The sequence below is a fragment of the Saccharothrix variisporea genome (assembly GCF_003634995.1).
Taxonomy (GTDB): domain Bacteria; phylum Actinomycetota; class Actinomycetes; order Mycobacteriales; family Pseudonocardiaceae; genus Actinosynnema; species Actinosynnema variisporeum.
This window is the reverse complement of record NZ_RBXR01000001.1, coordinates 7,813,992-7,827,510: the sequence shown is the minus strand read 5'-3', so window position 1 is coordinate 7,827,510 and position 13,519 is coordinate 7,813,992. Positions and strand designations below refer to the sequence as shown.

Annotated in this window: 9 protein-coding genes; 3 read left to right on the top strand and 6 right to left on the bottom strand. The window is 70.6% G+C overall.

The features are described 5' to 3' along the window. Window positions 1-22: 22 nt before the first annotated feature. Genes DFJ66_RS35845 through DFJ66_RS35830 form a run of 4 tightly spaced genes read right to left on the bottom strand, consistent with a single transcriptional unit; the run spans window position 23 to window position 3,687 of the window. Window positions 23-343, bottom strand: coding sequence for a non-heme iron oxygenase ferredoxin subunit (locus tag DFJ66_RS35845; RefSeq protein WP_121228061.1), 321 nt, complete (start codon window positions 341-343; stop codon window positions 23-25). Beyond that, a complete protein-coding gene (gene sufD, locus DFJ66_RS35840; protein WP_246030041.1) occupies window positions 340-1,515 on the bottom strand; it encodes a Fe-S cluster assembly protein SufD in 1,176 nt (391 codons plus the stop codon). Before sufD ends, DFJ66_RS35845 begins: the two co-directional genes overlap by 4 nt. 1 nt (window position 1,516) lies before the next feature. Continuing rightward, window positions 1,517-2,962, bottom strand: coding sequence for a Fe-S cluster assembly protein SufB (gene sufB / locus DFJ66_RS35835; protein ID WP_121228059.1), 1,446 nt, complete (start codon window positions 2,960-2,962; stop codon window positions 1,517-1,519). Next, window positions 2,959-3,687 (bottom strand): helix-turn-helix transcriptional regulator, encoded by a 729-nt coding sequence (locus DFJ66_RS35830; RefSeq protein ID WP_170199864.1) that lies wholly within the window; start codon window positions 3,685-3,687, stop codon window positions 2,959-2,961. The genes sufB and DFJ66_RS35830 overlap by 4 nt, the downstream gene beginning before the upstream one ends. Before the next feature lie 1,004 nt (window positions 3,688-4,691). Between DFJ66_RS35830 and mptB the strand changes: the two genes are divergently transcribed. The 3 genes from mptB to DFJ66_RS35815 all read left to right on the top strand — a co-directional run bounded on the left by mptB (window position 4,692) and on the right by DFJ66_RS35815 (window position 10,831). Continuing rightward, a complete protein-coding gene (gene mptB / locus DFJ66_RS35825) occupies window positions 4,692-6,254 on the top strand; it encodes a polyprenol phosphomannose-dependent alpha 1,6 mannosyltransferase MptB (RefSeq protein WP_170199862.1) in 1,563 nt (520 codons plus the stop codon). A 111-nt stretch (window positions 6,255-6,365) separates the two neighbouring features. Beyond that, complete coding sequence (locus tag DFJ66_RS35820) at window positions 6,366-7,031, top strand: esterase/lipase family protein (RefSeq protein WP_121228053.1); 666 nt, start codon at window positions 6,366-6,368, stop codon at window positions 7,029-7,031. Between the two features lie 149 nt (window positions 7,032-7,180). Next, window positions 7,181-10,831, top strand: a complete 3,651-nt coding sequence (locus tag DFJ66_RS35815) for a patatin-like protein (protein WP_121228051.1) — start codon at window positions 7,181-7,183, stop codon at window positions 10,829-10,831. Window positions 10,832-10,877: 46 nt separating this feature from the next. Here DFJ66_RS35815 and DFJ66_RS35810 read toward each other — a convergent pair whose 3' ends face one another. Further along, window positions 10,878-12,890, bottom strand: coding sequence for a glycosyltransferase (locus DFJ66_RS35810; protein ID WP_121228049.1), 2,013 nt, complete (start codon window positions 12,888-12,890; stop codon window positions 10,878-10,880). After that, window positions 12,887-13,504, bottom strand: coding sequence for a DUF998 domain-containing protein (locus tag DFJ66_RS35805; protein ID WP_121228047.1), 618 nt, complete (start codon window positions 13,502-13,504; stop codon window positions 12,887-12,889). The genes DFJ66_RS35810 and DFJ66_RS35805 overlap by 4 nt, the downstream gene beginning before the upstream one ends. Window positions 13,505-13,519: the final 15 nt, after the last annotated feature.

The following is a 13,519-nucleotide window of genomic DNA, read 5'->3' as shown; positions in this document are numbered from 1 at the left end:
TTCGGTTCTCCTGGTGTGGCAGTCAGTTCAGGGTGACGGTGACGTCGACGTAGACGTCGCCGTCACGGATGTCGACGGCGAAGACGTCGACCGGGTCGGTGGCGGGCGGGGAGGACGGCTTGCCGGTGCGCAGGTCGAAGCACGACCCGTGCAGGAAGCACTCGACGCCCTTGCGGGTCACCTCGCCCTCGGACAGCGCGATCGCCGCGTGCGAGCACAGGTCGTGCAGCGCGTGGACGGTGTCGCCGTCGCGGACCAGGACGACCGGGGTGTACTCGGCGCCGACCTCGAAGCCGACCGGCTTGCGGTCGTCGAGGTCGGACAGCGAGCACACCCGGATCACGCCCCCACCGCTTCGAGTTCCGCCTCGATCGCGGCCTCCAGGCGCTCGCGCACCTCGGGGACGTCGATCTTGAGCAGGATCTCGTGGAAGAAGCCGCGCACGACCAGGCGGCGGGCCTGCTCCTCGGGGATGCCCCGCGCCTGGAGGTAGAACAGCTGCTCGTCGTCGAACCGGCCGGTGGCGGAGGCGTGGCCCGCGCCCTCGATCTCGCCGGTCTCGATCTCCAGGTTCGGCACCGAGTCGGCGCGCGCGCCGTCGGTGAGCACCAGGTTGCGGTTGAGCTCGAAGGTCTCGGTGCCCTCGGCCGCCGCGCGGATCAGCACGTCGCCGATCCACACCGTGTGGGCGTCGTCGCCCTGCAGCGCGCCCTTGTAGACCACGTTGCTGCGGCAGTTGGACACCGCATGGTCGACGAAGGTGCGGTGCTCCAGGTGCTGGCCCGCGTCGGCGAAGTACAGGCCGAGCAGCTCGGCGTCGCCGCCGCGGCCGGTGTAGGTGACCACGGGGGTCAGCCGCACCAGGTCGCCGCCCAGGGTGATGACGGTGTGCTTGAGCGTGGCGTCCCGGCCGAGCTTGGCGTGGTGGGACGACACGTGCACGGCGTCGTCCGCCCAGTCCTGGATGGCGACCACGGTCAGGTGGGCGCCGTCCTCGACCACGAACTCCACGTTGTCGGCGTACGCGCCGGAGCCGCGGTGGTCGACGACCACGACGGCCTCGGCGAAGCGCTCCGCCTTGACGTGCAGGTGGCCGTAGGCGACCTCGCCCTTGCCGGGGCCGGTCACCGTGATGGTGGTCGGGCCGACCTTCGTGTCCTTGGGCAGCGTGACCACAGTGGCCTCGGTGAAGGAGGTCCACGCCTGGGCGGCGATCCGGTCACCGGGGGTGCCGGCGGTGCCCAGGCGCTCGTCGCCCTTGGCCGCGGTCTCGACGCGAACGCCCTCGGGGGCGTTGACCTCGACGGTGGCCTTGGCGGTGGCTTCGGCGCCGTTGTGCAGGTTCGCCAGGCGCTTCATGGGCGTGAAGCGCCAGATCTCCTCCCGACCGCCGGGGACCTCGAACGCGTTCACGTCGAAGGACGTGAAGTGGTCCGCGCGCGAGGACACCGGGGCACCCGCACCGTGGGAGTGGGCCGTCAGGCCGTGTTGCTGGTCTTGAGTGGTGACGGCCATGTCAGCCGACGGCCCCTTCCATCTGCAGCTCGATCAGGCGGTTCAGCTCGAGGGCGTACTCCATGGGCAGCTCGCGCGCGATGGGCTCGACGAACCCGCGCACGATCATCGCCATGGCCTCGTCCTCGTTCAGGCCGCGCGACATCAGGTAGAACAGCTGGTCCTCGGACACCTTCGAGACGGTCGCCTCGTGGCCCATCGACACGTCGTCCTCGCGGACGTCCACGTAGGGGTAGGTGTCGGAGCGGCTGATGTTGTCCACCAGCAGCGCGTCGCACTTGACCGTGGACTTCGAGTGGTGCGCCCGCTTGTTGACCTGGACCAGGCCGCGGTAGGAGGTGCGGCCACCGCCGCGCGCCACCGACTTCGACACGATGGTCGAGGAGGTGTGCGGGGCCATGTGGACCATCTTCGCGCCGGCGTCCTGGTGCTGGCCCTCGCCCGCGAACGCGATCGAGAGGACCTCGCCCTTGGCGTGCTCGCCCATCAGGAACACGGCCGGGTACTTCATGGTGACCTTGGAGCCGATGTTGCCGTCGATCCACTCCATGGTCGCGCCCTCTTCGGCCTTCGCGCGCTTGGTGACCAGGTTGTAGACGTTGTTCGACCAGTTCTGGATGGTCGTGTAGCGGCAGCGACCACCCTTCTTGACGATGATCTCCACGACCGCGGAGTGCAGCGAGTCCGAGGAGTAGATCGGGGCGGTGCAGCCCTCGACGTAGTGCACGTACGCGCCCTCGTCGACGATGATCAGGGTCCGCTCGAACTGGCCCATGTTCTCGGTGTTGATCCGGAAGTAGGCCTGCAGCGGGATCTCCACGTGCACGCCCTTCGGCACGTAGATGAAGGAGCCGCCGGACCACACGGCCGAGTTCAGCGCGGAGAACTTGTTGTCACCCGACGGGATGACCGAGCCGAAGTACTCCTTGAACAGCTCGGGGTGCTCGCGCAGACCCGTGTCGGTGTCCAGGAAGATGACGCCCTGCTCCTCGAGGTCCTCGCGGATCTTGTGGTAGACGACCTCGGACTCGTACTGGGCGGCGACACCGGCGACCAGGCGCTGCTTCTCCGCCTCCGGGATGCCCAGCTTGTCGTAGGTGTTCTTGATGTCGTCGGGCAGGTCTTCCCAGCTCGCCGCCTGCTTCTCGGTCGAGCGCACGAAGTACTTGATGTTGTCGAAGTCGATGCCGGAGAGGTCCGAACCCCACGTCGGCATGGGCTTGCGGTCGAACAGGCGCAGCGCCTTCAGCCGGAAGTCCAGCATCCACTCGGGCTCGTTCTTCTTCGCCGAGATGTCCCGAACGACGTCCTCGTTCAGGCCCCGGCGAGCGCTCGCGCCTGCCACGTCCGAGTCGGCCCAGCCGAACTCGTAGTTGCCGATGCTCGCCAGGGTCTCCTCCTGGCTGAGCGGGGCTGTGGTGGTGCGCTGCTCGGCAGCGGCAGTCATGCGGGCTCCCCTCCATCTGAAGCTCGGTTGTCGGCTTCGCCGACGGTCGTGCGGGGTGTGTTCGGGATGTGGGTCGTGCACACGGCGTCGCCCCGGGCGATGGTCGCCAGGCGTTGCACGTGGGTGCCGAGGAGGTCGGCGAACGCCGCCGTCTCGGTCTCGCAGAGCTGCGGGAACTCGGCGGCCACGTGCGCGACCGGGCACAGGTGCTGGCAGAGCTGCTCACCCGTGCCGACGTGCCGCGCCGAGGCAGCGTAGCCCTCCCTGGTCAACGCCACGGCCAGGGCCTTGGCCCGCTCCGCGGCGTCGGGCTGGGCCACGATGGCGGCCCGGTGCTGGTCGACGAGCGAGGACACCCGCCGCCGCGCGAAGGCTCGTACCGCCTCCTCCCCGCCCTGTTCGGCGAGGAACCGGAGCGCCGCGACGGCGAGGTCGTCGTAGGCGTGCCCGAACCGGGCCCGCCCCTGCTCGGTCAACAGGAAGAGCTTGGCCGGGCGCCCCCGACCCCGCTGCCCCTTGCGCGGGGCGTCCCTGCTGACCGCCTCACCATCCGCGACCAGCGCGTCGATGTGCCTGCGCACCGCCGTGGGACTGAGGCTGAGCTGCTCCGCGACCGAGGCCGCGGTGATGGGCCCCTGCTCCAGCAGCAAGCGCGCGACGGCGTGCCGGGTCCGGCCGTCGTGCCCGGCGGGCACAGCGGTCTGATCGGTCCCGAGGTTTTTCACAACACCAGTGTTGCTTATTTCGCGGACGCTCGCAAAGATCGGCACCGATGGGGTGACCCGACTCACGTACGCGCGCGGTGGCGGCGGGTGACCGACCCCTGACGGGTCGTCGCGAGCCCCAACGGGCGATCGACGCAAGACACCGGCGGCGGCGAGGCCCCAACCCAGCCCCACGCTGACCGGCCGCCCGACGCGCGCAGCGCGTGCTCTTCGAAGGGCTAGCGCAGCAAACCTCCCACCTGGGCTTTTCCGTCCTCCCCGTATGGCCTGCCCGAAGGGCTACCACACTTTTGGTCGGGTGCAGCCGAAATTTTTTGTGAGGGACGAGCAAAAAATTTTAGCAGCACCCGGCCAAAAGTGTGGTTGGCTCCGCCAGGCCATACGGGGAGGACGGAAAAGCCCCCGCCCTTTCTTTTCCGTCCTCTTTGGCGGCCTGCCCGCCGGCGAGGCTCTTTTACGCTTTGGACTGTGCTCTACGCTCTCAAGCCCACGCTTCGCGGGTCCCAACAGGACGCGCTCCGCTCTCTTGGGCTCGAACGCGCTTCGCGGCTCCTGAGAGGCGCTGCGCGCTCTAAAGCTTGAACGCGCTGGCGCGCTCCAAAGATGAAAAGCGGGCCTGGAGGCCACCGGGGGTTGGAAGGGCGTCGTGCTTTCCCCGTACGGCCTGCCGGAGGCAACCACACTTGGCCCGTTTCCGCAACCGGAAAAGCTGGTTGCAGAAACGGGCCAAGCGCGGTTGGGCTGCGCCCAGGCCGTACGGGGAAAGCACGAGGCCCTTCCTGTGGGCTCGCCAGCCCACGCTTTTGCGCCTTCGGCGCGGGGCGCGCTGCGCGCGAAAAGCGGCGCGGTCGGTTGGGTGCGAGTCGGGTGGGCTTGCGGCTGGCGGTGGTGCGGGGGCCCGGAGGCGGCGGGGCGGGTGGATGAGGGCGGGTGGGTGGGGCGATGGGTGAGTGGGGGTGACGGGTGCTCGCTACGCTGCCGGGGTGACGGCGGGCGGATTGGTGATGGCTAATCGGGAGACGATCGGCGAGGCGGCACCGCTGAACGCGCCGGAGCGGCGGCAGCTCGACATCATTCGCCGGTGGGGGACCGTCGGCGCGTTGTTGATGTTCGTTGGGTCGCTGGGGGCCGGCGCCGCGCCTGTCTTCTCGCCCCTGCCGGGTACGCCCGTGTTGGGGCTGTTCGTCCGGATGCCCAGTGCCGCGATGGGGGTCGTCTGGACCGGGGTGTTCCTCGTCGTCTCCGCGTGGCTGATGCTCGGTCGGTTCGCGCGGCCGGGGCGGCCTCGGTTGATGACGCGCAGTCAGCTCGACCGCACGTTGATGATGTGGATCACGCCGCTGGTGTTCGTGCTCCCCATGTTCAGCCGGGACGTCTACAGCTACCTCGCCCAGTCGCAGATCGCCGCCAACGGGCAGGACCCCTACGAGATGGGGCCGGCCACCGCGCTCGGGGTCGACCACCCGCTGACCACGAACGTGCCGAACATCTGGCGTGAGACGCCCGCCCCCTACGGGCCGCTGTTCCTGGCGGTGGGGCGGGTCATCTCGATGGTGACGGGGAACTCCGTGTTGCCCGGGGTGTTCCTGCACCGGCTGCTGGTGCTGCTGGGTCTGGCGATGATCGTGTGGGCGCTGCCGCGGCTCGCGCGGCGGTTCGGGGTGCCGCCGGTCAGTGCGTTGTGGTTGGGGGCGGCCAACCCGCTCGTGCTCTTCCACCTGGTCGTGGGGGTGCACAACGAAGGTCTGGCCATTGGGTTGATGCTGGTCGGGCTGGAGTTGGCGTTGCGGAGGATGCCCGTCACGCCGGGTGCGCCGATGACGCGCGACGAGCTGGTGTGGATCGCGTTGGGCGCGACCATGATCACGTTCGGGGCGGCGGTGAAGATCCCGGCCGCGCTCGCGTTGGGGTTCCTCGGGGTGATGATCGCCCGGCGGTGGGGTGGCTCGTTCGGGGACCTGGTCAAGGCGGCGTTGCTGCTGGGCGCGATCTCCGGGGTCGTCATGGTGGCGACCTGCCTGGGGACCGGGCTCGGGTTCGGCTGGGTGCAGACGTTGAACGTGGCCAGCACGGTGAAGAGCTGGATGTCGCCGCCGACCGCGATGGGCTTCCTGGGCGGCGGGCTGGGGCTGCTGCTGGGGCTGGGCAACCACACCGACTCGATGATCGCGTTGATGCGGCTGGTGTCCCAGGCGGTGTCGGTGGTGATCACCGGGACCCTGCTGTGGAAGGCGTTCCGGGGGCGGATCAAGGCCGTCAACGGGTTGGGGGCCGGGTTGGGCGCGGTGCTCGTGCTCGGGCCGGTGTTGCAGCCCTGGTACGTGCTGTGGGCGGCGTTGCCGCTGGCCACGGCGGTGTTGGCGAAGCGGTTCCGGTTGATCGCCATGAGCGCCAGCGCGTTCATCGCGGTGATCCTGCCGCCGACCGGGTCGGCCTTCGACGGGCGGGCCTACATCGTGCCGCAGGCGGTGACGGCCGCGGTGCTGGCGTTCGCGTTGTGCGTGTTCGTCGCGCGGCGCCAGATCGTGCCGCTGATCAAGCGGGATCCGGTACCGGACGCGGCCTGAGGCGTTGACTTCACCGGGTTACTGGGCCGTAACATAGCGGCACCGCCCTGCAACCCCCGGTACCGGTCCCTCTCACGACGAATCCGCCAACGTCCGTCGGAAGGCCCGTTCGTGAAGTCTTTTCGGAAGCGGTGTGCCCTTGCCGCCGCGCTGCTCCTGCCTGCCCTGCTCACGCCCCCTGCCCACGCCGCCGGCCACGACCCGATCCTGTTCGTCCACGGGTGGAACGGCAGTGCGTCCAACTGGAACACCATGATCAGCCGGTTCCGCGCGGACGGCTGGCCCGACGACCACCTCCGCGCCTTCTCCTACGACACCTCGCGGTCCAACGCCGACACCGCCGAGGTCGTGCGCGCGGAGGTCGACAAGCTGCTCGCCGCCACGGGTGCCACGAAGGTCGACGTGGTCACGCACTCGATGGGCGGGCTGTCCTCCCGCTACTACACGCGCAACCTCGGCGGTGACGCCAAGGTCGAGCAGTGGGTGTCGCTGGGCGGCCCCAACCACGGGACCCGGTCGGCGAACACCTGCTACCAGACCTCGTGCACGGAGATGCGGATCGGGTCCGGCTTCCTGGCCGCGCTCAACTCCGGTGACGAGACGCCCGGCACGTCCGAGTACGGGACGTGGTGGTCGTCTTGTGACGGCGTGATCGACCCGGCGGACAGCACGGTGCTGTCGGGGGCGCGCAACACGAAGACGGCGTGTCTGAGCCACTCGGCGCTGTTGACCGACGCGACCGTCTACGCCCAGGTCCGCGACTACGTGAACCGCTGACCGGTCGGAGCGGGGTGGCCGGTCGGTCACCCCGCTTCGGACACGTGTGCGGGCGGGTTGACCCGTTCGGGGCGTAACCGACTGCGGCGGCCGGGCGACTAACCGGTACCTGGGAAGATCCCCAGCGCAGCCCGGGGAGGGGAGCGCGCATGGCCGACGTGCCGCAGGAGCAGATCCGGTTCGCCGTCGTCCTCAACGGCGGGGTCAGCCTGGCCGTGTGGATGGGCGGTGTGGTCCTCGAACTGGACCGCCTGACCAGGGCCGAAGGCGCCTACGCCGACCTGCTGGACCTGGTCGGCAGCACCGCCCGCGCCGACGTGGTCACCGGCACCTCCGCCGGCGGCATCAACGGGGCCGCGCTGGCGTTGTCGCAGGTCAACGCCAACGCCAAGCTGGAGCGCCTGCGTGACCTGTGGGCCGAGCAGGGACGCATGGAGCAGCTCCTGCGCACGCCCTTCCGCGGCTCGCCGGTGTCGCTGCTCAAGGGCGACGAGTTCTTCCTGCCCCGCCTCCAGGAGGCGCTCAACCGGCTGACCACCGACTTCTCCCCCACCCCCGCCGACGAGCGGCCGGTGGACCTGCGGATCACCACGACCCTGCTCGCGGGCGTGCCGACGACCACGCACGACGACCTCGGCCAGTCCCTGGTCCAGGCGACCCACCAGGGCAGCTTCTCCTTCCGCCGCGACCCGTCCGGCCGCGACGACTTCACCGCCGAGCGGCTGCCCACGCTGGTGGACCAGCTCGCGCTGGCCGCTCGGTCCTCGGCGTCGTTCCCGTTCGCGTTCGAGCCGTCGTTCGTGCCGGTCACCGAGGAGGCCGCGGGCGACAAGCGGCCGAACATGGCCGGGGTCGCGTCCTGGGCCAACGGCACCGACAACGTCTCCCGGTACGTCGTGGACGGCGGTGTGCTGGTCAACACGCCGACCAAGGAGGCGTTGGAGGCCATCGACCGGATGCCCGCCGAGGGACCGGTGCGGCGGGTGATGCTGCTGGTCTTCCCGCACGCGCCCGAGTCCAAGCAGCCGCCGGTCGCGCCCGTGGACGGGTTGCTGCCCAGCACCATCGGCACCGGGGCGAAGCTGCTCAGCGCGCTGACCAGCCAGAGCGGGCGCACCTACGTCGAGCGCATCGAGGAGCACAACCGGCTCGCGGCTTCCCGACGCGGCGGGCGCAGCGCCCTGCTGGACCGGCTCGCGGCGGGCGGCTCCGTGGTCGGCAAGCTCTACGACCTGGCCGCCACCCTGCACGACCACTACGAGGACATCCGCATCCGGCACGCGGCCCGGGACGTCACCACGCGCCAGTTCGAGGTGCCCGGGACCAACACCGCCGGGTGGAGTTTCGAACGGGTCCGGGCGGCGGCCGAGGCGGCGCAGCGCGCCCACCTGGCCAAGTGGGGCGGCCTGCCCTACGTGCCGGGGCAGCCGCAGCCGGCCGCGCTGCCCGAGCACGGCTGGCCGTGGGGCATCACCATGGCCGAACGGCTCGCGTCGGCGGCGATGGACCTGCTCAAGCGGCTGGTGTGGGTGGTGCCGCAGAGCCCGGAGAGCCGCCTGGCGCAGGCCCGCACCAACCTCTACGAGGTCCGGGCGCGGCTGCGGGAGCTGCGCACCGAGCTGGACGGCCAGTGGACCACCCGCGAGCAGACCGCGTTGAACCGCGAGTACTGGGAGCTGCGGGTCGAGGCGTTCGCCGAGGGGATGCTGCGCGGCACGGTCGGCGAGCGGGTCCGGGCGCAGGTGGACCGGATCGCCGGCATCCTCGGCGACGCCCGGGACGTCCTGGACGCCCTCGGCGACGACCGCGTGAAGATGGCCGGCCTGACGTCGTGGAAGGCGCTGCTGCTCGAACCCCGCACGGACGGCGAGACCGAAGCGGGCCTGGTCGCGGGTGACATGTGGCTGTCGCGGCTGCTGGCGCTGGAGGTCGCGGCCACGTGCCTGGCCGACGACTCGCGCGGCGGCATGGACCAGGCCGTGGACCTGGTGCAGATCAGCCTCCAGACCCGCAACGCGTTCGCCGAGCACAGCCAGACCCCCGACGACAAGGCCGGCGGCGCGTCGCTGAGCCGGTTCTCCGGGTTCCTCAAGCGGTCCTGGCGGGTCAACGACTGGATCTGGGGCCGGCTGGACGGCGCCACCATGCTCAGCAAGATCGTGTGCGACCCGAAGCGGTTGCTGCGCATCGACAAGCTCACCCCGCACGAGGGCGCGTCGGCGTCCGAACGGGCTCAAAAGCGGGTGAACGACCTGGTCGCGGCCCTGTTCGGCGACGGGCTGCCGGCCCGGCTGGAACCCGTGGTGGAACGCGCGGTGCAGCAGCTGACCGCCGTGTACGAGGACGTCGAGGGCGACCAGCCGCCCACGTGCGAGGCGCTGGCGGAACTGACCGCGTGGGCGCTGCACGTGCGGATCATCTGCGAGGAGCTGCCCGCGCTGCGCGCGTCGATCCTGGCCGACCGGCTGGAGGGCGCGGACCGGCGCTCGCGCGGCGAGCTGTTCCTGGAGGAGCAGGCGGCGCTGTTGCAGCGGCTGCCGGCCCGCACCGACGCCGACCGGATCGAGATCGGCATGGAGGCGCTGGCCGCGTTCGACCGGGCCGGGATCGGGCGCGAACCGCTGTCGCAGGAGGCGTCCAGCGACCAGGTGATCCGGACCGCGGCCACGGCGGCGGCGGTCGCGGTGACCGTGGCCGACAGCGAGCGGTCCGGCCTGGGCCCGGCCAAGCCCCTCACCCGGGCGTTGCGCGGCGCGGCCCTGCTGCCGTACTGGACGATCACCGGGCTGACCCGAGGTGGGCAACTCGCGCAGTTCCTGGGGTTGCTGGGGTTCGCGTTGGGTGGCGCTCTGCTGGTGTTGGCGTTGTTCGACCTGTTGCCGCCGTGGGCGGTCGGTCCGGCGGCGGCGTTCGGCACCGCCACCCTGTTGGCCGCCTTCGGTTACGCGGCCCTGCGGAGCGGAACCCTCTTGCACGGCTTGGTGTTGCTGGCCCCGGTCATCCCGTTGGCAGCGGTGTCGATCGACCGCACCCGGTCAGCTTTGGCGTCATCGGAGGAAGGCGTCACCACCGGCCTGGTCGCCGTGGGCGGTGTGGTGGTCGTCGTGGTGGCCCTGCTGGTGATCGGGTCGCTTCCCGCACCCGTGGGCACGCCACTCGCCGTGGCCAAAGCGACCGTCAAGCGCCTGCGCCAACGACCCCGGCTGGTGCTGCGAGTCCTCTTGGCCGCGGCGATCGTGGCCGCGATCTGGGCCGTCGTCCGCTACCGGCTCTACGACGTGGCCCCGGCCGTGGTGGTGATCGGGACGATCGTGGCGATCGTGTTCGGGATCGCGGCGTCGCTGCACCTGGGCCGGTCTTTGCAGCGGTGGCGGCAGCGCGACGGCGTGTGGTCCACCGAGAACGCCGAACCGCCCGCCGCCGCGACCGCCGGGTGGGCCGCCGTGTACGGGTCGGTGCTGCTGCTGATCGGCGCGGCGGTGCAGGTCTTCTCGTTCCGGTTCACCGGGTGGGAGGCGGTGCTGGCCACCACGCTGTCGTTCGGGCTGGTGCTGCTGCTGGTGACCACGTGGTGGGTGCCGTTGAAGGAGCGGCGGAACATCATGCGGCGGCTGGTCGAGCAGTCGTCCGTCGTGGACTACGGCGAGAACGTCGCCGAGGGGTTGTTGCGGCGCTTGGAAGGCCACGCCATGCTGTTCCGCTTCCTGACCACTGTGGACGGTTCCGGCCGCCCGGTGCTCGGCCCGCGCGGACTGCGGGTGGCCCGCCGGATCTCCGCACGCCGGGGCATGGTCGCGTAAGGCGTCGTGTTCTCCCCCCGGGCGGAGAACACGACGCCCGCACCCGTCAGGCCACCAGCGCCGGCCGGACCAGCGTCGGCACGCCCATCGCCTTGCGGTACAGGCCCTCGAAGGTCTCCAGGGTCTGGTCGATGGCGTGCGCCGAGATCAGGTCGCTGCTCGCCACACCCATCCGCGCCGTGACAGCCGGATCCGCGGTCACCGCGTGCAGCCGCTCGGCCAGCCCCTTCACGTCCCCCGGGGTGAACAACCAGCCGTTGCGCCCCGGCTTGCACAGGTGCGGCAACGCCATCGCGTCCGCCACCACCACCGGCTTGCCCGCCGCCATCGCCTCCATCGTGGACAGGCTCTGCAACTCGGCGATACCCGGCATGCAGAACACATCACACCCGGCGTAGGCGTCCAGCAACTCCTCCTCACCGACGAACCCGCGGAACCGGACCCGGTCCGTGATACCAAGATCCCGAGCCAACAACTCCCACTCGGCCCGGCACGACCCGTCACCCACGATGTCGGCCCGCAGCCGCGGCACCAACGCCACCGCCCGCAACAACTCGTCGACCCGCTTCTCCTCGTCCAGCCGACCGACGAACAACACCGTCGGCCCATCCCCCGTCCGAACGGGCTTGCGCAACCGATACCGGTCGATGTCGATCCCGCACGACACCGGCACCGCCCGCTCCGGGAACCCGCTCTCATGCAGCAACTGCACAGCGCGAGGCGTCGGAGCCGTGACCACATCGGCCTCGCCGAACACCTTGGTCAAGTCCTTCCAAGCCCACCGCGACGCCAGACCTTGCAACCACTGCGGGACGTGGGCGTGCCCGAACAGGTTCTCCGGCATGAAGTGGTTCGTCGCCACGGTCGGGATGCCCATCGCCTTCGCATGCCTCAGCGTGTACCGGCCGACCACGAAGTGCGCCTGGACGTGCACCAGATCGGGCTGAAGAACACCCAGCAGCGCACGCACGTCGCCGCTCACCTGCCAGGGCAGGCCGATCCGGAACGTCTTGTGGAAGGGCGTCCGCTGGGAGCGCAGGCGGTGGACCGTGATGCCGTCCACGTGCTCGGTGCGGGCGGCACCGTCCGGGGCCACGCAGATCACGTGCACGTCGTGGTCCCGAGAGGCCAGCCCGACCGCCAGCCGGTGGGCGAAGCGGGCCGCGCCGTTGACGTCCGGCGGGAACGTCTCCGCGGCGACGACGATCCGCATGGCGCGTCCGTTCATGGGTGTGTTCTCCGATCTCATGGGTGTCTTGGAGTCCTTGCGGGCGAGCAGGGCGACGCCGGCGATGGCGACGGCGGCGCAGGCGAGTTCAGCGACGGCCGTGGGGCCCGAGGTGCGGGTGGCCTCGCCGAGCAGGGTGGTGCCGATGCCGACGGCGACCAGCGGGTCGACGACGGTGAGACAGGCGACCGCCAGGTGCGGCGGTCCGCTGGCGTAGGCGTGCTGGATGAACCACCCGCCGACCAGCAGGGAAAAGCAGATCCCGGCCGCCGAGAGGCCGGTGGAGAAAGACAACGAGCCGGTCTGGACGTCCTGCGACACCGACCGCATGAGCACGGACACGTACCCGTACGCCACACCACCGGCCGCACCGAACCCGAGCGCCCGCACACCGGGCCGCGAGGACAGCACCCCGACCAGCCCGGGCACGGCGACCAGGCCCAACACGACCAGCCCAGCGGCCATTTCGGCATCCGGCGCGACAGGCGTGGCCGTGGCACTCCCCGCGGCCAGGAACACGAACGCCCCGACCCCGAACGTGGTGAGCGCGACAGCGGGCAGTTCCCGACGCCGGTTGTCCAACAGCGCGGTGATCCCGATGGCCAGCACACCGACCGGCTGCACCACGGTCAACGGCGCCATCCCCAACGCCACCGCGTGCACCCCGGCCCCGGCCACCAGCAACGCCAACCCCGCCAACCACCGAGGCCGACGCAACAGCCCCCACACGTTCACCGAGGCGGCACTGTTGACGGCACCGTGCTGGAGCCGAGCGGCGAAGGCGAAGAACGCGGCCCCGACAGCAGCCAGCACCACAGCGAGCCAGGTCATCGCACGACCTCCCGGCTCACCGCGGCGGCCAGGGCGAACAACAGCGCGTAGAGCAACGCGAACAGGACCCGTTCGAACAGCCCGAGCAACACCTGGCCGTCGTAGGTGAGGGACACATGGCTCACCATGAACGCAACCGAAGTGATCCCCGCGGCCACGGAGAACCGACGCACAGGGGCACTCGGGATGAACCGCCGCGAAATCAACCACCCGGCCAGCGGAAGACTGGTGAACATCACCGCCCCCGCGTACCGGTGCACCGCCCCGGACAACGAGGTGGGCGCCCCCGTCGGATCGGTCGGGAACACCGCGGCCACGGTCAACCCGGCCGCCCACAACCCCAGCAACAACGCCACCGGCCCCCGCCGCGGCAACCCCCGCCGAACGAGCACCACCAGCAACCCCACCGACGCCGCCGCCAGCGACAAGGCGGTGACCGCGAGCAACCCGCTGCCGTTGTCGACGAAGATGTAGTCACTGATCGTGTGGCTCAACGGACTGAGCTGCCCCACCGCCACCACGTGCAGGTAGACGATGGGGAACAACGAGACAACAAGCCCCGCGACAGCCAGCGGCAACACCGCCGCCCGTTCTTTCCCCCGGATCACCGTCACAACAAAAATCCTGGC

Coding starts and splice junctions, on each gene's coding strand:
- sufD (WP_246030041.1), bottom strand. CDS start 1,515: ATGGCCGTCACCACTCAAGACCAGCAACACGGCCTGACGGCCCACTCC.
- sufB (WP_121228059.1), bottom strand. CDS start 2,962: ATGACTGCCGCTGCCGAGCAGCGCACCACCACAGCCCCGCTCAGCCAG.
- mptB (WP_170199862.1), top strand. CDS start 4,692: ATGGCTAATCGGGAGACGATCGGCGAGGCGGCACCGCTGAACGCGCCG.
- DFJ66_RS35815 (WP_121228051.1), top strand. CDS start 7,181: ATGGCCGACGTGCCGCAGGAGCAGATCCGGTTCGCCGTCGTCCTCAAC.
- DFJ66_RS35810 (WP_121228049.1), bottom strand. CDS start 12,890: ATGACCTGGCTCGCTGTGGTGCTGGCTGCTGTCGGGGCCGCGTTCTTC.